The organism is Micromonospora sp. NBC_01405 (assembly GCF_045040155.1).
Lineage (GTDB): Bacteria > Actinomycetota > Actinomycetes > Mycobacteriales > Micromonosporaceae > Micromonospora.
Map to the genome: position 1 here is coordinate 1,783,740 of NZ_CP109532.1, position 20,295 is coordinate 1,804,034.

A 20,295-nucleotide genomic window follows, 5' to 3' on the forward strand; every position below is an offset into this window, starting at 1 on the left:
ACTCTCAAATCATCAGCCCAGGTGCAGGCAGGCGATACTTCCTGGCCCTCATGCGGCACGATGTCCGCCAGGACGCGAGAACAGGGGTGGAAATGGGCAGGTTCGCGCGGGTCGGGGCGAGGGTGGGGGCCCTGAGCCTGATGGCGTCGCTGGCACTGACCGGGTGCGGAGACGACCAGAAGAAGGCGGAGTTCGTCGACGCTGCCCCCTCCGTCGGCAGCAGCGTCGCCGCGGAATCAGGGACGGCCCCGGCCGAGCCGGCCACCAGTGCCGGTCCGCCGCTCACGGTCAGCCCGGCGGACGGCGCCAAGAACAGGCCGGTCAGCGCCGAGATCTCCGCAAAGATCCCCGAGGGCGGCAAGGTGACCGATGTCGCCCTCACCGCCGCCAACGGCGACAAGGTCGAGGGCCGCTGGCGCGCCGACGGCTCGTCGTGGGTTCCGAACAGCGCCTTGAAGTACGGCACCCGCTACACCGCCGTCGTCATGGCCGCCGGCGAGGGTGGCCAGACCCGGCAGGGCACCAGCACCTTCACCACGATGGCCAAGCCGAAGTCGACGATCGCCTCCGGGCTCTACCTGTTCAGCGACAAGACGTACGGCGTCGGGATGCCGGTCGTCGCCGAGTTCCACCCGGGCATCCCCGCCAAGGACCGGGAGGCGGTGCAGAAGCGGATGTTCGTCCGCACCGACCCGCCACAGCCGGGTGCCTGGCACTGGGTCTCCAACGGCACGCAGGCGTACTACCGGGCACCCGAGTACTGGAAGTCCGGCACCACGATCACCGTACGGATCGCACTGGCCGGCATCCCGCTGAGCAACGGCAAGTACGGCAACGTCGACCGGAGCGCCACCGCCAAGATCGGCCGGTCGTTCGTCATGAAGGTCGACAACGCCACCAAGAAGATGACCGTCTACGAGGACGGCCAGGTCGTTCGCACGATCCCGGTCAGCCTGGGCAAGAAGAGCACCCCGTCCTCCAGCGGCACCATGGTCGTCATGGAGAAGAAGGAGTCGACGACCTTCGACACCCGGGACGATCCGAACCCGGCCAACCGCTACGTCACCGAGATCGACTTCGCCCAGCGGCTCACCTGGGGCGGCGAGTACATCCACGCCGCGCCGTGGTCCGTGCACGTGCAGGGGCGGCAGAACGTGTCGCACGGTTGCGTGAACGTCTCCACGGCGCATGCGAAGTGGCTTTTTTCGGAGACCAAGATCGGCGACCCGATCACCATCAAGGGCACCGAGCGCAAGCTCGCCGCCGGCAACGGCTGGACGGCCTGGAGCCTGAGCTGGGCCGAGTTCGTCAAGGGCAGCGCGCTGCCGGTGCCGGAGGGCGGCTCCGGCCCGGATCTGGCCTGACGCGACGACCGCCACGGGAGGGCGGGGCACCCGACTTGTCGGGTGCCCCGCCCTCCCGTCGTTTAGGAGCAGCGTTCACAAAGAACGATATTTTATCAGCATTCGGACATGATGGTCCGCGTGTTTCTCTTCACCCCCCGCAACGGGTACGTGTTCCCGTGCGTCAGTGAGACACGATGGCAACCGGGGCACCACGACAGTGAGGGAATCATGCGCGCGACGCAGGACCAGCTGAGCCGGCGGGACGGCCGCCGCCGGATGTTCGCGGCGGGGCTGCTCGCCGCCGTACTGGCGGTCACCTCCGCCTGCACGAACGAGGGCGGCGGGGACAAGTCGCCGGCCTGGCAGGGCGGCGGCGAGAGCGCACCGAAGGCCACCGCCACCATCACCGGGCCCGCGGCCGACGCCAAGGACGTGCCGGCGTCCACCGGCGTCGCCTTCACCACCAAGGACGCGAAGGACACCACCGTCGAGCTGAAGGACTCCGCCGGCGGGGCCGTCGAGGGCACCGTGGTCGCCGACGGCGGAAGCTGGCTGCCGAAGGGCGCCCTGAAGTACGGCGAGACCTACACCGCCACCGTCACCGCCACCGGCGACGACGGCAAGCCGGCGCAGGCGACCAGCACCTTCACCACGATGGCGAAGCCGAGCAAGCAGGTCCGGATCAGCAGCTTCCTCGGGGACGGCCAAGTCGTCGGCGTCGGCATGCCGCTCATCGTGAAGTTCAGCCGGGCCGTCGCGGAGGACTACCGCGACGACGTCCAGCGCCGGATGACGGTGACCTCAACGCCCGCCCAGGAGGGGGTCTGGCACTGGGTCAGCCCCACCGAGATCCGGTTCCGGCCGAAGGAGTTCTGGAAGGCCGGCACTGCCGTCTCGTACCGGATCCAGGCCGGCGGCCTGCCCCTCGGTGACGGCTGGTACGGCCGGGCCGACCTGTCGGTCGACGTCAAGACCGGCCCGGCGGTGATCATGACGGTCGACAACAAGACCAAGCGGATGACGGTCACCAAGGACGGCAAGGCGATCAAGACCATCCCCGTCAGCCTTGGCAAGAAGAGCACCCCGTCCTCCAGCGGCACCATGATCGTCATCGAGAAGCTGCGCAAGACGGTCTTCGACACCATGGAGGAACTGGGCCCCGAGGAGGGCTACCGCACGAAGATCGACTATGCCCAGCGACTCACCTGGGGTGGCGAGTTCATCCACGCCGCCCCCTGGTCGGAGGGGCAGCAGGGCAGCGTCAACGTCTCGCACGGCTGCGTGAACGTCTCGATGAAGAACGGCGCCTGGCTGTTCGCCAACACCCGGATCGGCGACCCGATCACCGTCAAGGGCACCGAGCGCAAGCTCGCCAACGGCAACGGCTGGACCGACTGGAACATGAGCTGGAACGAGTACGTCAAGGGCAGTGCCCTTCCGTACGACCCGGACGCCGCCGCCTCCCCGAGCGCCGAGGCCACCCCCGGCGACACCGCCGAGACCCCCAGCGCCGAGCCGACGACCTGACCAGCAGCCCCGGATACGGCGAAGGCCCCCTCCGTACGGAGGGGGCCTTCGTGCAACGGGTGACTGATGGGAATTGAACCCACGACAACCGGGACCACAACCCGGTGCTCTGCCAACTGAGCTACAGCCACCATGCTCCCCGCGCCGGCTGGACCGGGCGGCGTGCGGACTAATAATAGCCACACCCCCGCCATCCGCGTCCACCGGGTTCCCGGCCCCGCTCTCTTCCGGGGGCACCCCTCAAGCACCGCTCGTAGATCTTGGTAGGCGCGGTCCCGAGGAGGGGCCACTTCCGCGGCCAGAACGACCGATCGAGAGATCCGCGCTGGATGGTTCCGGACTAGGGAGCGGCGATGGTTGGGTCCGCCCCAGGGTCACCCCCCTGCTGCAACTGTTCCTCGAACAAGACGAAGGTCTGCCGCCTGATGCCTCGCACCAACGCCTGCTCTCGTTCTGTGAGGCGGCGGCCCTCTCGCGTCTCCGCGCCGATGATTGCATCAACCGTCTCGTAGAGCGCGAAAATCGGCCCATTTCCTGACAGATGCCGTCCTCGATACGCTTCCACCTCCTGCACGAACCGGTCAGGTGAAAGCGTGAAGATGTCACCACCGACGGCAAAGACTATCTCTTCGAAAATTTCGTTTTCCTGCCGCCAGCCGCCAGTGTCGATGGAGACCCGCCACACCCGGATACCACCATCAGATGAAGCCACAATCTTCACCGGTGAGGCGTAGTAGCGATAATAGGAGGGAAGGATCAGGCCGGGCACAGGTCTCATTTGGCTTCCTATAGAGACGAAATTAGCGCGTTCCAGAACAGTTGCTGCTGGCGTTCAAGGATATCGTCAACTATCGCCCGCTCTCGCAAGTTCAAATTCCGGCCATCCTGACGGGCCAGAGACTCAAGGTCTCGCTTGACCTCATAGAGAGAGTGCTCCCAGGCAGCCACCTCGTCCATGCTTGCCAAGTGCAGCCGAAACTCCGCAAGATGCCCGTTGGACATCCTCAGCACCAGCTGGACATCCCGATAGCCACTATTCTGTGGAGCATGGAAACGGTCGTCGCAAGCGACGATTTGAACTCTGGGATGGTCACGCAGCCGTTCGAGGGCCTTGTATACATCACCCAGCGAGTTGAACTCGACCTTCGCCGCAGCAAGATCGAGCAACCGCGATACGTCACCCTGGTATTTTCCTATCTTATCCTCCACGCGTTGCCTACCCTTGGGCCTCGGACGCCAGCCCGCCGTACCGACCACCCGGTCCCCGTCATGGGCAAGGCCCTGGGCCAGCGTCACCAACTCTTCCTGCGCGGACACCGAATCCTGGTAGAGGCGTTCGAGAAACTCGGTTTGGTATTCGACATCTGTACGCCGCGTCTGGTCGAAACCTGGCTGCGCCGGATCACTGGACCCCAGATCAACGCTCGCGCTGATTTCTCGCTGTTCGGCGCTCAGTGGCGTGGGCCGTGGCTTTGACGCACTCGCATCGGCCATCGAATCTAGATCGCGCCCGTTGACCTCAGCCGCTACGGATTCCAGTACGCCGATCGCACGCTCATCGCTCGCAAGGTGGTGCAGCGTCTCTGGACGCGCGGTCAGGGACACGATCAACTCCGGCGTCTCCAACATCATCCGCGCCAGGTTCGGTTGCTGCACCATCTGCTCTACCAGCATCTCGGCGAGTAATGGCTCGCCGGTTGACGAAACTCGCCAGGTGTCGTCCAGCATCTGACGTACCCGATGGTCCGCGAGGAGCCTGGCAACATCCTGAGCTGCCGCCTCGTCCAGTTGTGGCACGAGCCGCCGCAGGGTGGCCCCATCCAGTTCGGACGCGAGCTCCGCCGGTGTGACACCGGCGGCGAATACCTGATCGAGATCAGAGCTGGCAGCGACAACACGCTTCGGCGATATCCCACTCGCCAACCGGTGATCCCGGGCCTCGTTACGGGCTTGGCGGAGCCTGGCGCCTTCAGAATCCGCCTCGCCCTCGCCAGACGGGGGAGAGTGGTCCTTCGGACGCCCCGATTTCTCGGGTCCCCGGGGTCCCGGATTAACCGCTGCTGGGCCTTCAAGCAGGTGCACACGGTTGACGTACAGGTCATCGTCCGACGGGTCGTCGGGGCCAGGCTGCCGCTCCCGCACGGGCGCGGGCGGTTCATCGGATGCCTCGGCCCGCTGGCTGAACGTCCCCGGCCCTGCGCCGGCCAGCGGCATGGGACGGCCGTCCGGGCCGAGGATCAGGACGTCGATTCCTGTCACGTTGTGCGGGGCCGGCCTGCTGCTGTGCGTGTAGAGCGGCATGTCCGAGACGGCGCCGTTCTGCGGGTCCAGGTAGAGCACGCTCCCGTTCTGGTTGAGCGCCACCCAGGCGTGCGATCCGCCGCCCTCGTACGTGGTGATGAGGAACGCGTAGCTGCCGTGACCACCGGCCCGCAACCGGCCCTCCAGGCTGCCGAACCCGCGGCTCACCGCGCGCCACGTATCGCCCCGGGAGACTTCCTCATCGGGGCCCACAACCTTCTGGAAGCGCCCGCCGGTGGCGTCCTCCACCCGCCCCGGGCCGTCGATCTCACCGCCGAGGGGCCGGGTGATGTCCCCGGCGGCGTACCCGTCGAAGGTGCGGGGTGCGGAGACCCGAGGACGCCCGTGCATCCACGTCTCGTAGAGGGAGAGGGTGCAGTCCAGGCAGTTGATGCCCCGGGTGGGGTCGGCGGCCGGGCCACCGTCGTTGGCCAGCCGGAACCAGCCACCCCGCCGGGGGTCGGCGGTCCGCAGGACCCGCCCACCGGCGTCCCGGGGCACGGCCTGTTCGAGGTCCGACTGATGCAGCGCCAGCGGTGGGCGCAGCCCACCCCACTGCCCGTAGCGGCGGGACCGGTCGATCGGCGGCGGATCGTCGTCACCGGTCAGCGCCGAGGGGCCGTCGCCCTCCACGACGCCGACGGTGAGGGATGGGTCGTCGCTGTTGATGCGCTCGAAGTCCTCCCGGTTGTCCACCTCGACGACCTTGGGGGCCACCGTTCCGGCGAGCACCTCCTCTGCGAGGCCCATCTGCCGGTGGTACCGGCGCTCGGCCTGCCGGCCGTCCCGGACGAACTGGTCGGCGAGGTCACTGCGGCCTGCGCGGTGCAGGCTGTACGCCTCGCGAATCAGCCAGCGCGCCTGCTCGTAGTGCTGCTCACCCCCCTCGCGAAGCTCGGCCGCGCGATCGCGTCGCCGCTTGTCCTCGTACCAGGCACGCTGCCGCTGGAAGTAGTCCCGGTACCGGCGCCGGTCGAACGCCTCGCGCTCAGCAGCCCACTGCGCCGCATACCACTCGGGTGACCTCGGCCGGGGAACGGTGGGATCCGTGGGACCGGGGTGCTCCTGCGCGGGCTGCGGGGTCGGTTGCGGAGCCGGACGCGGGTGCGGTTCCCCGGTCTCCAACGGGAGAAACCGTGGCGGCGGAGCCGGATCGTGTCCCGTGACCGAGCTGCTCTGCCCGGTCGCTCCGAGTGGGCCGGGGGTGCCGTACGGCGACGCTGATACCACCGGTGGGAGGGTGGTCGGGTTCGCTCCGGACGCCGCCGCCGAGATCGGCGACGAGTACGGAGTCGACGTCGCGTTCGCCAGTGGAGCGGGGTTCGATCCGCCGGCGGTCGACGAGGTGCCACCGACGGCTGCCGGCGGCCCTGTCTCCACGCCCCGGCTCCCGGGTTGTGCGGCGTCGGCCGGGATGGACGACAGCGTCGGTTGGGCGGGCCCTGTTGCTTCCACCGAACCGGGGCCGGAGTGCGGTGCGGAGGGCAGGCCGACTGCGGGATCGACAGTGCTGGCGGACATGACCGGCGTCGCCGGGAGCCCAGGGGTGTCAACCCCAGGGGCGTCAACCGGGGGGACGAAGGGCGCCTGCGCATGTGCGGGCGCCGTGGCGGTGGCCGGTGAGGGAGCGGCAACGACCACGCGCTCGGGCGGAACGCCACCGTCCACAGGTGGAGGCTGGTCACCCTCCCTGCTCGTCATTCCGGCGGTCATCCCGGCGGCCGGGAGCTGTGCACCGTCCGGCGTCGTCGGCACCGACACGGCTCCGAGGTCCGTCGGGGCGAAGGACGCCCCGGCGAGGGCCGCCATCCGGCCGTCCAGCCGGTGGTGCAGCGCCGCGTCGGTCTGGCCGGTGGCCGATCCGGTGGCGCCCGACGCCGCCGCCCGCGCCGCGTCCTCCAGGGACATCGGGCCCTGGCCGGTGGCCAGGCGGGCCGCCTGTTCGGCGATCATCTCACCGGTCATCTCGCGGCCGAAGTGCTCGCCGACGCGCGCCGCCCGCCCGGTCGCGTGTCGGCCGAGACCGGCCAGCGGCGCCACCGCCCCGCCCGCCAGGCCGCCGAGCGCGGACATTCCCGCGTCCGCCAGGTCCAGGCCGTGCCGGCGGCCGGTCGTGTTCTGGTACGCCTGCGTGGCGAGCGTGACCCCGGACTCCTCGGCCGCCTCCGCCAGCCCGCCGAGCGCCGCCTTGCGGGCCAGCCCCCGCACGCCGCCCTCGGCCACCCGCTTGGCGGCGCGTTCCCCGGCCTCCTTCAGGCCCTGCTTGAGGGTCTTGCGGGCCAGTTGGGCCATCAGCCGCTTGAAGATCTGCTGCACGACGAACCGGCTCGCGGTGATCGCGGCGCCGGCGGCGGGCGAGGCGGCGCCCGCGGTGAGCACCGCCGCCACGGCCAACGAGAGCAGCTCGACGACGAGGATGCCCAGCTCGATCCAGACCTCGAGCTTCGCCCCCTCGATGTCGCAGCCGCACTCCTCGACCAGCCGGCCGAGGTCGCCGCTGACGGCCAGCAGGACCGGCAGCGGGGCCTCGTCGCCGTCGGCCACCCGCCGCCAGGCGGCGTCGAACGCCTCCGCGACCGCCCCGATGCCGCCGTACCCGCTGCGCACCTCACCGGCGGCGGCGACCGAGTCGTCGCGCGGCCCGGCCAGGGCCTCGGCCACGCCGTACCACTGGTCGGCGAGGTCCCAGACCGCCCGCTCGTCGCCCTCCGGCCACTCCACGCCGATCACCCAGTCGAGGGCCTCGTAGACCCAGCCGGGCAGCTCCCACGGCGAGTAGTCGAGGGGGTGCGGGATCGGGCTCGGCAGCAGGCTCACGGCGGTCCTCGGGGCCGTCAGCGCCCGGCGGGCCGCTGGTCGGAGATCCGGTCGAGCCGTCCGGCGCTCCGGGCGTCCGTCGTCACCTCGTTGTCCACGGACCGCACGACGTTCCCGCCCAGGTTCTCCAGGGCACGCCCGACGCCCGTCCAGGCCCGCAGCAGGGTCTCCTCGAACCCGCGGTACTGCTTCTCGAAGGCCGCGCCGATGTCGTCGCGGCCCCAGGGACGGGCCGCGCTGGCCGCCGCGATCCGGCCGCCCACCTGCACGCGCCGGGCGGTCACCGCCTCGCCGGCCGAGGTCAGGTCGGCGCCGCCGCGCCGCGCGCGGCCCGGGTCCAGCCAGAGCTGCCCATCGGCCATGCCGCTCACTCCCCGCGCCGCATGACGGCGTCGACCCGGCCCAGCAGGGCCCCGAAGTCGCCGGTACGGAGGAAGTCCACCGAGCCCGATCCGGCCGGCAGGTAGCCGGCGACCAGTTCCTGTGTGGCGGCGACCGCGGCGGCGGTGGCCCCATGCACCGTCGTGGTGATCTTCCGGCTCAGCGCCTTGGCGTCCCGGTCCTGGAACACGGCGGGGTGGACGTCCACCGAGACGAGTTCGCCCCGGGCACCGGCGACGACGGTCACCTGCCCGTCGTCGGAGCGTTCGGTGACCCGGAGGTGCGCGAGTCGGCTCTGGAGTTCGTCCAGTCCCGAGCGGAGCTGTCGGTACTGGCCGTGCACCTCGTCGAACCGGGCCCGCAGCGCCCGGTTGGCGTCCCGGTCCACGCTCTCGGCCACCGCCACCCTCCTCGTCACCGTAGGTAGGCCAGAACATACCGGGTGCCACGGAATCCGTGGGGTCCGGTAACTTCAATCGGGTGATCGACCATCAGCAGGCCGAACAACTCGCCGCCGTCTGGGCCCACCGGGACTCCCAGCGCCTCGGGCACGAGTGCGCCCCGCTGGTCGAGGAGTTCGACCTTGGTTTCCTGATCACGTCCACTGTGGCCCAGACCGCCGCCGTGCCTCCCGGCGACCTGCCGACCATGGTGGTGGACAAGGAGACCGGCGAGGTCTCGACCTGGCCCCGCCTGCCCTTCCCCGCCGTGCGGGAGATGTATCGGCGCAGCCGGCCGGAGCGGCCCGCGCCGCGCACGGTGGACCCGGCGAGCCAACTCCTCCGCGAGGTACGCCGCCTGCCGACGCCCGGTGTCGTCGCGCACCTGACCGTCGAGGGGCGTCTCCACCGGGCGCAGGGCGCCAAGGGCGACGTCGCCCTTCGCCACCACCCACTGGTCCGGGCCTACCTCGACGAGCTGCCTCCGGGCCATCTGGCGCGGGGCGGAGACCGACACGCGGAAGTGATCGTCGTGTCCGACCTACTGCACGCGTACGACCACCGCCGCGCCGCCGAGGGCGGGGGGCCGATGACCATGAACGACGCCCACTCCCTTCTCGAGACCTCCCGGCTCGAGGTCCACCGGGTGCGCGAGCCCGGGGACCCGGCGGGGGGCGTGGCCGAGCGGCCCTGCGACTCGTGCGTGAACTTCCTGGTGCACTTCCACGCGCTCGACTGGTCCGATCTCGCCTACACCCGGGAGCGGCGGCCGGAGTCGCAGACACCGACCCACCCTGGCCGTTTCCCTGCCGAGGTCGCCGACTCGCTGATGGACGGCGGGTGGAAGGACACGATGGTCAACCCGGCCCTCGCGGCCGGGGCCATCGAGGACACGTGCGAGGTGGCCGGTCAGCTGCACCGGCACGAGCCCTTCCCGGCGGCGCGGGCCGCCCTCACCGCGTTCCCGGCCGTTTACTCCCACCGTCGTGGCCCCGGGCAGGAGGTGTGGATCAGCTGGTTCAACACCAATCCGACGCGAGCGGCGCACTCGGCGGACACCCTGGCCGACTTCGGCGCGGTCCTCGGCAGGCGGCTGTTTCCCCTCGGCGCGGAGGGCCAGGACAGCATCATCGCCATCGACGAGGGGGGCCGGGTGTTCGTGCTGGACCAGGCCGGCGAGTGGTTCCTCGGCGACGACATCGACGCCGCCCTCACCACCCTGCTGCTCGGCCGCGCCCCCGCCCGGGTACGCGACGACGGCACCTGGTAGCGCTACAACTGCACGCCGGTCAGCACCATGACGCGAGCGTCGGTGTAGTCGTCCATCGCGCTGCGCAGGCCCTCGCGGCCGACGCCGCTGCCCTTCACTCCCCCGTACGGCATCTGGTCGGCCCGGTACGACGGCACGTCGCCCACGATCACCCCGCCCACCTCCAGCGCCCGGTGGGCGGCGAAGGCCACGTCGAGGCGGTGGGTGAACACGCCCGCCTGGAGGCCGTACGCCGAGTCGTTGACGGCGGCGAACGCGGCGTCGTCGTTCTCGACCCGGGCGACCACCAGGACCGGCCCGAACACCTCCTCGGCGTGCACCTTCGCGTCGGCCGGCACCCCGGACAGCACGGTCGGCGGGTAGGTCGCGCCGTCGCGCCGGCCCCCCACCTCGATGGTCGCCCCGGCCACCACCGCCTCGTCGACCCACGCCTCGACCCGTTCGGCCGCCGCGACGGAGACCAGCGGCCCGACGTCGGTCAGCTCGTCGGACGGGTCTCCCGTCCGCAGCGCCTGCACCGATGCGACCAGCCTGGGCAGGAAGGCGTCGTAGAGCCACTCGTGCACGTACACCCGCTGCACGGCGATGCACGACTGCCCGGCCTGGTAGTTGGAGAACGTGGCGATCCGGTGCGCGGCGAAGGTCAGGTCCTCGTCGGTGTTCCAGTCCTCGCAGATGACGGCCGCCGCGTTGCCGCCCAGCTCAAGGGTGACGTGCTTGTCGGGCACGGACCGGCGCAGGGCCGCGCCGACCGGCCCGGAGCCGGTGAACGACACCACCGGCAGCCTCGGGTCGGCGACCAGCTCGGCGGCGCGCTCGTTGGGCAGCGGCAGCACCGAGAACATCCCCTCGGGCAGCTCCGCCTCGGCGAGGATCTCGCCGAGCAGCAGCGCCGACAGCGGGGTGGCCGGGGCGGGCTTCACCACGATGGGCGCGCCGACCGCGATCGCCGGGGCGACCTTGTGCGCGACCAGGTTGAGCGGGAAGTTGAACGGCGCGATGCCGAGCACCGGCCCTTTCGGCACCCGCCGGACCAGGGCGATCCGCCCGGTGGCCGTCGGATCGGTGTCGAGGCGTTGCAGCTCGCCGGAGAACCGCCGGGCCTCCTCGGCCGCCCAGCGGAACGTCGACACCGCGCGTCCCACCTCGGCCCGCGCCCACCTGACCGGCTTGCCGTTCTCGGCGGTGATCAGCGCGGCGACCTCCTCGGCCCGCTCGGCGAGCCGCCGCGACACGTGGTCCAGGGCCGCCGCGCGGGCGTGCGCGGGCAGGGCCGCGGCCTCCGCCGCCGCCCCGGCCGCAGCCGCGACGGCGGCCTCGACCTGGTCGGGCGTGGCGAGGGTGGTACGCCCCACCGCCCGCCCGTCGTACGGGTGGGTGACGGTCAGCTCGCCCTCGCCGTGTGCGGGGCGGCCGGCGACGAAGAAGGCTCTCGGCTCCACACCTCGGCAGCCTAGACCACACGCACTCGCACGGAAACAGTCGCTCAAACCCTTGTCTGCCGCGAATTCGGTAGCCAAGATGGCAGTCAGATTCCGATAACCTCCGCTGTCCGCACCCTCGGCCATCCCTCGGAGACACCTGATGAGCGACCAGCAGAAGCTGCGCAACTTCGTCAACGGCGCGTACGTCGACCCGGTGGACGGCGGGTACGCCGACCTGATCGACCCGTGCACGGGCGAGGTCTTCGCCCAGTCGCCGGTCTCCGGCGTGGCGGACGTGGACGCGGCCATGGGGGCGGCCTCCGCCGCGTTCGAGACGTGGCGGGACACCACCCCGGGGGAACGGCAGAGGGCGCTGCTCAGGCTCGCCGACGCGGTGGAGGCGCGGGCGACCGAGCTGGTCGACGCGGAGGTCCGCAACACCGGCAAGCCCCGCCAACTCACCGCCGAGGAGGAACTGCCGCCGGCGGTGGACCAGTTCCGCTTCTTCGCCGGCGCGGCCCGGCTGCTGGAGGGCCGCTCCGCCGGGGAGTACCTGGCCGGGCACACCTCCTACGTGCGGCGCGAGCCGATCGGCGTGTGCGCCCAGGTGACCCCGTGGAACTACCCGCTGATGATGGCGGTCTGGAAGATCGCCCCGGCGCTCGCGGCGGGCAACACGGTGGTGCTGAAGCCGTCGGACACCACGCCGGTGTCGACGCTGCTGCTGGCCGAGATCGCCGCCGAGTTCTTCCCGCCCGGGGTGTTCAACGTGGTCTGCGGCGACCGGGACACCGGTCGTACCCTCGTGTCGCACCCGACCCCGCAGCTCGTGTCGATCACGGGCTCGACCCGGGCGGGCATGGAGGTCGCCTCCGCCGCCGCGCCGGACCTGAAGCGGACCCACCTGGAGCTGGGCGGCAAGGCCCCGGTGGTGCTCTTCGACGACGCGGACGTGGCCGCGGCGGCCGAGGCGATCGCGATGGGCGGCTACTTCAACGCCGGTCAGGACTGCACGGCCGCGACCCGGGTGCTCGCCGGCCCCGGCATCCACGACGACTTCGTGGCCGCGCTCGCCGAGCAGGCCCGCAACACGAGGACCGGCGCCCCGGACGACGCCGACGTGCTGTACGGCCCGCTGAACAACGCCAACCAGCTCGCCCGGGTGAGCGGCTTCGTCGACCGGCTGCCGGACCACGCGGCGATCCGGGCCGGCGGCTCCCGGCAGGGCGAGCGCGGCTACTTCTACGCGCCGACCGTGGTCTCCGGGCTGCGCCAGGCCGACGAGATCATCCAGGACGAGGTGTTCGGGCCGGTCATCACCGTGCAGCGCTTCTCCGACGAGGACGAGGCGGTGCGCTGGGCCAACGGCGTCGACTACGGCCTGTCGGCGTCGGTCTGGACGCGCGACCACGGCCGGGCGATGCGGATGACCCGCCGGCTCGACTTCGGCTGCGTCTGGGTGAACACCCACATCCCGTTCGTCTCGGAGATGCCGCACGGCGGTTTCAAGCACTCCGGGCACGGCAAGGACCTCTCGGTGTACAGCCTGGAGGACTACACCCGGATCAAGCACGTCATGCACAACATCGAGGGCTGACCCCGTGACTTCCTCGGAGGAGCTGCACAAGCGGCGCGGCGCTGCGGTGGCCCGGGGCGTCGGCAGCGTCGTCGGCGCGTACGTGGACCGGGCGGGCGGCGGCACGATCACCGACGTCGACGGGCGGGAGTGGATCGACTTCGCCGCCGGCATCGCGGTCACCAACGTCGGCAACTCCGCGCCCCGGGTGGTCGAGGCGGTGAGGGCTCAGGTCGAGCGGTTCACCCACACCTGCTTCATGGTCGCGCCGTACGAGTCGTACGTGGCCGTCTGCGAGCGGCTCAACGCGCTCACCCCCGGCACGTTCGAGAAGCGCTCGGCGCTGTTCAACTCGGGTGCCGAGGCGGTGGAGAACGCGGTGAAGGTCGCCCGGCACGCCACCGGACGCCCTGCGGTGGTGGTGTTCGACCACGCGTACCACGGCCGGACCAACCTGACCATGGCGCTGACCGCGAAGAACATGCCGTACAAGCACCGGTTCGGGCCGTTCGCCGGCGAGGTCTACCGGGTGCCGATGTCGTACCCGCTGCGGGACGGGGGGCTGTCCGGGGCGGAGGCCGCCGCCCGGGCGATCGAGACGGTGGAGAAGCAGGTCGGCGCGGAGAACGTCGCCGCGCTGCTGATCGAGCCGATCCAGGGCGAGGGCGGCTTCGTCGTACCGGCGCCGGGGTTCCTGCCGGCGTTGCGCGAGTGGTCGACGGCGGCCGGGGTGGTCTTCGTGGCCGACGAGATCCAGACCGGGTTCTGCCGCACCGGGGACTGGTTCGCCTGCGACCACGAGGACGTCGTCCCGGACCTGGTCACCCTGGCCAAGGGCATCGCCGGCGGCCTGCCGCTGGCGGCGGTGACCGGCCGGGCCGAGCTGATGGACGCGGTGCACGTGGGCGGCCTGGGCGGCACGTACGGCGGCAACCCGATCGCCTGCGCGGCGGCGCTGGCGACGATCGAGACCATGCACGAGCTGGACCTGGCCGCCACCGCCCGCCGGGTCGGGGCGTCGATGGACGAGCGGCTGTGCGCCATTGCCGCCGGTGATCCACGGATCGCCGAGGTGCGCGGCCGGGGCGCGATGCTCGCCGTGGAGCTGGTCCGGCCCGGCACCCTGGTCCCGGACCCGGCCGCCGCGGCGGCGGTCGCGGCGGCCTGCCACGCCGCCGGCCTGCTGGTGCTGACCTGCGGCACGTACGGCAATGTGCTGCGCCTGCTGCCCCCGCTGGTCATCTCCGACGCGGAGCTGGCCCGGGGCCTGGACATCCTCGACAACGCCTTCGGCTGACGGCCCCGCAGCCCGGACGACACCGCCTGTGGGCCCCGCGCCCGGCAGCCACCGGGCCCACGGGAGCGACGCCCGGACGAAACCCGGCCGGCAACCGGTACTGGCGATCGGCGGTGAGCTGCGTCACGATGGTCGCGAGGAGGTCGCCGATGGCTGACCCGTGGCTCGCCCTGGAGTTCGGTGCCGATCCGGCGGAGCGGATCGCGCAGGTCGGTGCCGCCCACGAGGCGTTCCTCGCGGGAACCGAGCCGGGCCGGGTGCGGGAGGTGGTCCGCCGGTCCTGGCAGCGCTCGGCGCTGGTCGACCCCGAGGTCGCCCCGCCGGTCGAGCTGACCGACGACGCGCTGGAGGGCTACCGGGCCGCCCACCCGCTGGCCCGGGTGCTGCCGCTGTTCCGGGACCTGCTCGGCGGCATCGCCCTGGACGGCGCGCACCTGATGGCGGTCTGCGACGCGCACGGGCGGCTGCTCTGGGTGGAGGGGCATCCCGGGGTGCTGCGGCACGCCGAGCGGATGAACTTCGTGCCCGGTGCCCGCTGGGACGAGGCGCACGCCGGCACCAACGCCCCCGGCACCGCCCTGGCCTGCGACCACAGCGTGCAGATCTTCGCCACCGAGCACTTCAGCCGGCGCGTGCAGCGCTGGACCTGCGCCGCCGCCCCGATCCACGATCCGGCCACCGGGCGGCTGCTCGGCGCGGTCGACATCACCGGCGGCGACCACCTCGCCCACCCGCAGAGCCTCGCCCTGGTCCGGGCCACCGCCCGGGCCGCCGAGGCCCAGCTCGCCGCCGCCCGCCCGGCCGAGCCGGACTCGGTCACCGTGCGCGCGCTGGGCCGCGACGAGGCGGAGGTGCGCGTCGGCGGGCGGACCGTCCGGCTCGGCCGCCGGCACAGCGAGCTGCTGGTGCTGCTGCTCGACCATCCCGAGGGACGCACCGGCGAGCAGCTCGGCCTCGACCTGTACGGCGACGACCGGCTGCACCCGGTCACCCTGCGCGCCGAGCTGTCCCGGCTGCGCCGGGCGCTGGGGGCGGAGCTGCTCGACTCCCGCCCGTACCGGCTGCGCGCCCGGGTGCGGGCGGACTTCCGGACCGTCACCGAGCTGTTGGAACGCGGTGAGGTGGCGGGGGCACTCGACGCGTACCCCGGGTCGTTGCTGCCCTCCTCCGACGCGCCGGGGGTCGCGCGGCTGCGCCGGCTGTTCGACGGGCAGTTGCGCGCCGCCGTGCTGGCCGGCGGCGACCCGGCGGCGCTCGTGGCCTGGACCGCGACGCCCGCCGGCACCGACGACCTGACCGCCTGGCAGGCCCTGGCGCGGGCGCTGCCGCCGGGCGCGCCCCGCCGGCCCCTCGCGCTGGCCCGCGCCCACCAGCTCGGCATCGAGTACGACCTCCCGCGCGCAACGTCGCTGCAACGTCGGGGTAACTAACCTCGCCGCCGTCACCCCGAGCACCGACGGCGGAGGTACCGATGACGCGCTACGACGCGCCCACCCACTGGCAGTCCCGCTACGACCACTTCATCGGCGGCGAGTACGTCAAGCCGCACGGCGGCCAGTACTTCGAGAATCCCACCCCGATCACCGGCCAGACGTTCTGCGAGGTGGCCCGCGGCACCGCCGAGGACGTCGAACGCGCCCTCGACGCCGCCCACGGCGCGGCCGACGCCTGGGGCCGCACCCCGGCCGCCGAGCGGGCGCTGATCCTCAACCGGATCGCCGACCGGATGCAGGAGAACCTGGAGTCCCTCGCGGTCGCCGAGACCTGGGAGAACGGCAAGCCGGTACGGGAGAGCCTGGCCGCCGACATCCCGCTCGCCATCGACCACTTCCGGTACTTCGCCGGGGCGATCCGGGCCCAGGAGGGCAGCCTCGGCGAGCTGGACGACGACACCGTGGCGTACCACTTCCACGAGCCGCTCGGCGTGGTCGGGCAGATCATCCCGTGGAACTTCCCGATCCTGATGGCCGTCTGGAAGCTCGCCCCGGCCCTCGCGGCCGGCAACGCCGTGGTGCTCAAGCCCGCCGAGCAGACCCCGGCGTCCATCCACCACCTGATCTCGCTGATCGCCGACCTGCTCCCGCCCGGCGTGGTCAACGTCGTCAACGGCTTCGGCGTCGAGGCGGGCAAGCCGCTGGCCTCCTCGCCCCGGGTGGCGAAGGTGGCGTTCACCGGCGAGACCACCACCGGGCGGCTGATCATGCAGTACGCCAGCGAGAACATCAAGCCGGTCACCCTGGAGCTGGGCGGCAAGAGCCCGAACATCTTCTTCGACGACGTGAGCGCGGCGTCCGACGACTTCCTGGACAAGGCCCTCGAAGGGTTCACCATGTTCGCCCTCAACTCCGGCGAGGTCTGCACCTGCCCGTCGAGGGCGCTGATCCAGCAGGGCCACTACGCCGACTTCCTCGCCGCGGCGGTGGACCGCACCCGGGCGGTACGCCAGGGTCACCCGCTCGACACCGACACGATGATCGGCGCGCAGGCGTCCAACGACCAGTTGGAGAAGATCCTGTCCTACCTGGACATCGGCCGCCAGGAGGGCGCGCGCGTGCTCACCGGCGGCGAGCGCGCCGACCTCGGCGGGGAACTGTCCGGCGGGTACTACGTGCAGCCGACCATCTTCGAGGGCGACAACGCGATGCGGATCTTCCAGGAGGAGATCTTCGGCCCGGTCGTCTCGGTGACCTCCTTCGCCGACCTCGACGACGCCGTGAAGATCGCCAACGACACCCTGTACGGGCTCGGGGCCGGCGTCTGGACCCGGGACATGAACACCGCGTACCGGGCCGGGCGGGCGATCCAGGCCGGTCGGGTCTGGACGAACTGCTACCACGCGTACCCGGCGCACGCCGCGTTCGGCGGGTACAAGCAGTCCGGCATCGGCCGGGAGAACCACAAGATGATGCTGGAGCACTACCAGCAGACGAAGAACCTGCTGGTCAGCTACTCCCCCAAGAAGCTCGGCTTCTTCTGATGGCCGATCCGGTCGACGCCCCTGCGCGCTTCCCGCCCGACCCGGGTGGCGCGGCGTCGCCCGTCTCCCTCACCCCCGCGGCGGCCGAGCTGATCCGGTCGCTGCGGGGGCGGCACGGGCCGCTGATGTTCCACCAGTCCGGCGGCTGCTGCGACGGCAGCGCCCCGATGTGTTTTCCGGCGGGCGAGTTCCGCACCGGCGGCTCCGATGTGCTGCTCGCCTCGTTGGTGATCGACGGCGTCCCCGAGCCCGTCGAGTTCTGGATCTCGAAATCGCAGTGGCAGCTCTGGCGGCACACCAGGCTCACGGTCGACGTGATCCCGGGCCGGGGCAGCGGCTTCAGCCTGGAGGCCCCCGACGGCGTCCGCTTCCTGATCCGCTCCCACCTCACCCCCACCCCCACCCCCTGACCACCCACCCACCCTCTCCCTCCCGCGATCTTGCAGTTGCGGCCCCTGAAATGCCCGCTTCACGAAAGTTGTCGGGGCCGCTGGTGCAAGATCGCGGGAGGGAGAGGGTTAGCAGGGAGGGTGGGTCAGGGGGATGGAGGGTGGGTCAGGGGGATAGGGCTGTGCGGACCGTCGCGACGATGTGGGCAGGGCGGCGGTAGAGGTCGCGGTCCGTGAAGTAGCGCATCGTCCAGCCCTCGGCATCCAGCCAGTTGGCGCGGTCCCGGTCATGTCGCAGTCGATCACGATCGAGGTGGGACAGACCGTCGTACTCGATGCCGACCTGCCGCTCGCGGTATCCCAGGTCGAGCCGGTATCGCGCCACCCCGTCGCCGTCCAGCACCCAGATCTGCGGCTCCGGCGCCGGCAGGCCGCCGTCGATCAGCACCAACCGCAGTTGACTCTCCTGTCGGCACTCGGAGCGCCCATCAGCCAGCAACGCCAGTGAGCGTGCCTGGCGCACACCCCGTAGCCCTCGATGGACAAAGGCCTCCACGATCAACTCATCCCGGCACACCGTGCCGGACCGAACCGCGGCGTCGAGCACCGGGAGAGCGTCCAGTCGCCGAACCGTCCTCGCCAGGTCCACCGCGCATCTGGCAGCCGGCACGCAGGGCAGCCCGTTCACCATGACCGGCTCCACCGGCAGAGCCGAGTGGTGGACCAACAGACCAGGAAGGCGGGGCCTGGGAACTTCGGGCGGCAACTGCACATGAACGGCACCTTCGGGCAGGACACCGAACCCATGCATTCGGGCGGCAGTCTGCCGGGCCAGCATCGCCTCGGGCGGCAGGCACATCAACAGGGCTTGTAGCGATTCGCGATCATCGACAAGGCGATTCGCGTACACCCCTCGCCGCACTCGGACAACCCGCTCCTTCGCTACACCGATCCGGAGCCGCTTCCGCGTGGTGGATTGGAGCAGCGACGCGGTACGCCAAAGTTGAGTCCCCATGCTGGCAGACTGCCCAGAACCACACCCCGGCCGCCGCACCCACCTCGCGCCCTGTGGAAAACCAGCCCCTCCTGTGGACAACCCCAAACTGCTGCTCCCTCTCCCTTCCCCCGCGATCTTGCAGTTACGGCCCCAAATGTGACCGGTTTACTACATTTGTCCGGGCCTTAAATGCAAGATCGCGGGGGAAGGGGGTGGGGTGGGTCAGTCGTCGCAGCCGTAGCCGTCGTTGTCGCGGTCCAAGTCGTAGATGTCGTCGCCGATGACCCTGACGGGGCCGGTGACGTATGCGGGGCCGTTGCCGCTACCGCCGGTGCAGTCGACGTCGCTGGCGATCGGCACGCAGCCGCCATAGTTCGGATCACACTCACGCTCCTGCTTCGTGCCCACCGCGACGATCTGGGCAACCGGCCGCCTCGTGACGACCGAGCGGACCAGCTTCCGGCCGGTGGGCACCCCGTCGGCCAGGGTGACCCGGTATGTCAGCGTCCGTACCCCGTCGACCCCGGGGGTGCGGACGACCCGCTTCCCCTTTGCCAGGGAAGGATCCTTGACGGTCCGCTGTGCGTGCCGGATCGGCTGCGTCTTCGTCTCGGTGCGGGTCTTCACCGTCGGGACGGCGACCGTTGGTGACGGCGAGGCCGTGGCGGGAGCGGGTGACGGCTCGGAGGCGGCCGACGGGGCGTCGGACACGACGGGCTCGGCAGTGGCGACCGGAGAGGCGACCGGAGAGTTGCCGGCCTGGCCCGCACCGGTGGCGGCCGGCGTCCTGTCCTGCTGGGGATCGTTGACCAGGGTGCCCAGGACAGTCAGGATAGTCAGGACGGACGCCAGCAGCACCCCGCCGAGGACCACACCCGCGCGCTGCCCCGACGGCAGCCAACGCAGCCACCTGGAGCGGGTGGCGGGCGAGGCGGGCGGGCCGGGGAACGGCTGGCTGGGGTGGTACGGCGGTTGATGCGTCACGGCCCCGAGTGTCACCGCCGGAAGCCGCCACGGTAACCGCCGCAGCGGCGCTGCCCAACATCAATTGGCTCCCAGTTCGACACGGACAGTGGCGGGCGGGAACCGGACGTTCGGGCCGGATCGCCTCCCGACCATCGTGGTCTGTCTGCCCGTACCCGCCCGGGAAACGTCCACCCCAGGCCGTAGTCAACCTTCCGTGGGGTGACCAGAGCGGGCGACGTCTCCGTTTCTTGACGAACCTTGCCGCCACTCTCTCTGATCGGCCGGCGCGGGGAACAGCAGTGATCCCTCGACCAGCCGTAGAATCCAGCCATGGCTTTGGAGCGGATCACCGTCGACCCCGGGCGGATGGGCGGGCTGCCCTGCATCCGAGGCACTCGGGTCACCGCCACCGCCGTACTCGGCCAGCTCGCGGCCGGGCGCAGCATCGACGACGTGCTGGGCGACTATCCGTACCTCGAACGCGAAGATGTGCTCGCGGCACTGGAATTCGCTGCGGCGGCCGTCTCGGAACGGGAACTGCCGATCCGACCCGCAGCCGCATGAAGCTGTTGATCGCCAACCTGCCG

At 71.2% G+C, this 20,295-nt stretch carries 16 protein-coding genes and 1 tRNA gene; 9 read left to right on the forward strand and 8 right to left on the reverse strand.

Features of this window, described 5'->3' with window-relative positions; all coding sequences use genetic code 11:
- Positions 1-92: 92 nt before the first annotated feature.
- Both OG559_RS06810 and OG559_RS06815 read left to right on the forward strand, forming a co-directional pair.
- Positions 93-1,364 carry an Ig-like domain-containing protein gene (locus OG559_RS06810; RefSeq protein WP_405113530.1) on the forward strand — a complete coding sequence of 424 codons (1,272 nt, stop codon included), beginning with the start codon at positions 93-95 and terminating at the stop codon, positions 1,362-1,364.
- A gap of 210 nt (positions 1,365-1,574) precedes the next feature.
- Positions 1,575-2,873: an Ig-like domain-containing protein gene (locus OG559_RS06815; RefSeq protein WP_405113532.1), complete on the forward strand. Its 1,299-nt coding sequence runs from the start codon at positions 1,575-1,577 to the stop codon at positions 2,871-2,873.
- Positions 2,874-2,931: 58 nt separating this feature from the next.
- Here OG559_RS06815 and OG559_RS06820 read toward each other — a convergent pair.
- The 5 genes from OG559_RS06820 to OG559_RS06840 all read right to left on the reverse strand — a co-directional run bounded on the left by OG559_RS06820 (position 2,932) and on the right by OG559_RS06840 (position 8,772).
- Positions 2,932-3,004: transfer RNA gene (locus OG559_RS06820), tRNA-His, on the reverse strand.
- Between the two features lie 209 nt (positions 3,005-3,213).
- Positions 3,214-3,651: a hypothetical protein gene (locus OG559_RS06825; protein ID WP_405113534.1), complete on the reverse strand. Its 438-nt coding sequence runs from the start codon at positions 3,649-3,651 to the stop codon at positions 3,214-3,216.
- Between the two features lie 8 nt (positions 3,652-3,659).
- Positions 3,660-7,895, reverse strand: a complete 4,236-nt coding sequence (locus OG559_RS06830; RefSeq protein ID WP_405113536.1) for a toxin glutamine deamidase domain-containing protein — start codon at positions 7,893-7,895, stop codon at positions 3,660-3,662.
- A 113-nt stretch (positions 7,896-8,008) separates the two neighbouring features.
- Positions 8,009-8,353: a hypothetical protein gene (locus OG559_RS06835; protein ID WP_405113538.1), complete on the reverse strand. Its 345-nt coding sequence runs from the start codon at positions 8,351-8,353 to the stop codon at positions 8,009-8,011.
- Positions 8,354-8,358: 5 nt separating this feature from the next.
- A complete protein-coding gene (locus tag OG559_RS06840) occupies positions 8,359-8,772 on the reverse strand; it encodes a YbaB/EbfC family nucleoid-associated protein (RefSeq protein WP_405113540.1) in 414 nt (137 codons plus the stop codon).
- An 80-nt stretch (positions 8,773-8,852) separates the two neighbouring features.
- On the opposite strand from OG559_RS06840, the gene OG559_RS06845 reads away from it, so the two are divergent.
- Complete coding sequence (locus OG559_RS06845; RefSeq protein ID WP_405113542.1) at positions 8,853-10,082, forward strand: SUKH-3 domain-containing protein; 1,230 nt, start codon at positions 8,853-8,855, stop codon at positions 10,080-10,082.
- A 2-nt stretch (positions 10,083-10,084) separates the two neighbouring features.
- Here the strand turns inward: OG559_RS06845 and OG559_RS06850 are convergent, their stop codons facing one another.
- Positions 10,085-11,524 (reverse strand): aldehyde dehydrogenase family protein, encoded by a 1,440-nt coding sequence (locus OG559_RS06850; protein ID WP_405113544.1) that lies wholly within the window; start codon positions 11,522-11,524, stop codon positions 10,085-10,087.
- Positions 11,525-11,666: 142 nt separating this feature from the next.
- Between OG559_RS06850 and OG559_RS06855 the strand changes: the two genes are divergently transcribed.
- The 5 genes from OG559_RS06855 (at position 11,667) to OG559_RS06875 (ending at position 17,766) form a co-directional block, all read left to right on the forward strand.
- Entirely contained in the window at positions 11,667-13,103 is a 1,437-nt protein-coding gene (locus tag OG559_RS06855) for a gamma-aminobutyraldehyde dehydrogenase (RefSeq protein ID WP_405113546.1), read from the forward strand.
- Between the two features lie 4 nt (positions 13,104-13,107).
- Positions 13,108-14,379, forward strand: coding sequence for a 4-aminobutyrate--2-oxoglutarate transaminase (gabT, locus tag OG559_RS06860; protein ID WP_405113548.1), 1,272 nt, complete (start codon positions 13,108-13,110; stop codon positions 14,377-14,379).
- A 149-nt stretch (positions 14,380-14,528) separates the two neighbouring features.
- Positions 14,529-15,809 carry a GAF domain-containing protein gene (locus OG559_RS06865; protein ID WP_405113550.1) on the forward strand — a complete coding sequence of 427 codons (1,281 nt, stop codon included), beginning with the start codon at positions 14,529-14,531 and terminating at the stop codon, positions 15,807-15,809.
- Positions 15,810-15,850: 41 nt separating this feature from the next.
- A complete protein-coding gene (gene adh, locus OG559_RS06870) occupies positions 15,851-17,356 on the forward strand; it encodes an aldehyde dehydrogenase (RefSeq protein ID WP_405113552.1) in 1,506 nt (501 codons plus the stop codon).
- Positions 17,356-17,766, forward strand: coding sequence for a DUF779 domain-containing protein (locus OG559_RS06875; protein ID WP_405113554.1), 411 nt, complete (start codon positions 17,356-17,358; stop codon positions 17,764-17,766). Before adh ends, OG559_RS06875 begins: the two co-directional genes overlap by 1 nt.
- 145 nt (positions 17,767-17,911) lie before the next feature.
- Here OG559_RS06875 and OG559_RS06880 read toward each other — a convergent pair whose 3' ends face one another.
- Together OG559_RS06880 and OG559_RS06885 are read right to left on the reverse strand one after the other, a co-directional pair.
- Positions 17,912-18,667, reverse strand: a complete 756-nt coding sequence (locus OG559_RS06880; protein WP_405113556.1) for a DUF559 domain-containing protein — start codon at positions 18,665-18,667, stop codon at positions 17,912-17,914.
- 297 nt (positions 18,668-18,964) lie between these two features.
- Entirely contained in the window at positions 18,965-19,726 is a 762-nt protein-coding gene (locus OG559_RS06885; RefSeq protein WP_405113558.1) for a G5 domain-containing protein, read from the reverse strand.
- A gap of 312 nt (positions 19,727-20,038) precedes the next feature.
- Between OG559_RS06885 and OG559_RS06890 the strand changes: the two genes are divergently transcribed.
- Complete coding sequence (locus OG559_RS06890) at positions 20,039-20,272, forward strand: DUF433 domain-containing protein (RefSeq protein ID WP_405113560.1); 234 nt, start codon at positions 20,039-20,041, stop codon at positions 20,270-20,272.
- The last annotated feature ends 23 nt before the right edge of the window (positions 20,273-20,295 follow it).

Bases quoted from the DNA above. Each gene is read 5' to 3' on its own strand.
- OG559_RS06835 (WP_405113538.1), bottom strand. From the start codon at position 8,353: ATGGCCGATGGGCAGCTCTGGCTGGACCCGGGCCGCGCGCGGCGCGGC.
- adh (WP_405113552.1), top strand. From the start codon at position 15,851: ATGACGCGCTACGACGCGCCCACCCACTGGCAGTCCCGCTACGACCAC.
- OG559_RS06815 (WP_405113532.1), top strand. From the start codon at position 1,575: ATGCGCGCGACGCAGGACCAGCTGAGCCGGCGGGACGGCCGCCGCCGG.
- OG559_RS06855 (WP_405113546.1), top strand. From the start codon at position 11,667: ATGAGCGACCAGCAGAAGCTGCGCAACTTCGTCAACGGCGCGTACGTC.
- OG559_RS06810 (WP_405113530.1), top strand. From the start codon at position 93: ATGGGCAGGTTCGCGCGGGTCGGGGCGAGGGTGGGGGCCCTGAGCCTG.
- OG559_RS06825 (WP_405113534.1), bottom strand. From the start codon at position 3,651: ATGAGACCTGTGCCCGGCCTGATCCTTCCCTCCTATTATCGCTACTAC.
- OG559_RS06865 (WP_405113550.1), top strand. From the start codon at position 14,529: ATGGCTGACCCGTGGCTCGCCCTGGAGTTCGGTGCCGATCCGGCGGAG.
- OG559_RS06890 (WP_405113560.1), top strand. From the start codon at position 20,039: ATGGCTTTGGAGCGGATCACCGTCGACCCCGGGCGGATGGGCGGGCTG.
- OG559_RS06875 (WP_405113554.1), top strand. From the start codon at position 17,356: ATGGCCGATCCGGTCGACGCCCCTGCGCGCTTCCCGCCCGACCCGGGT.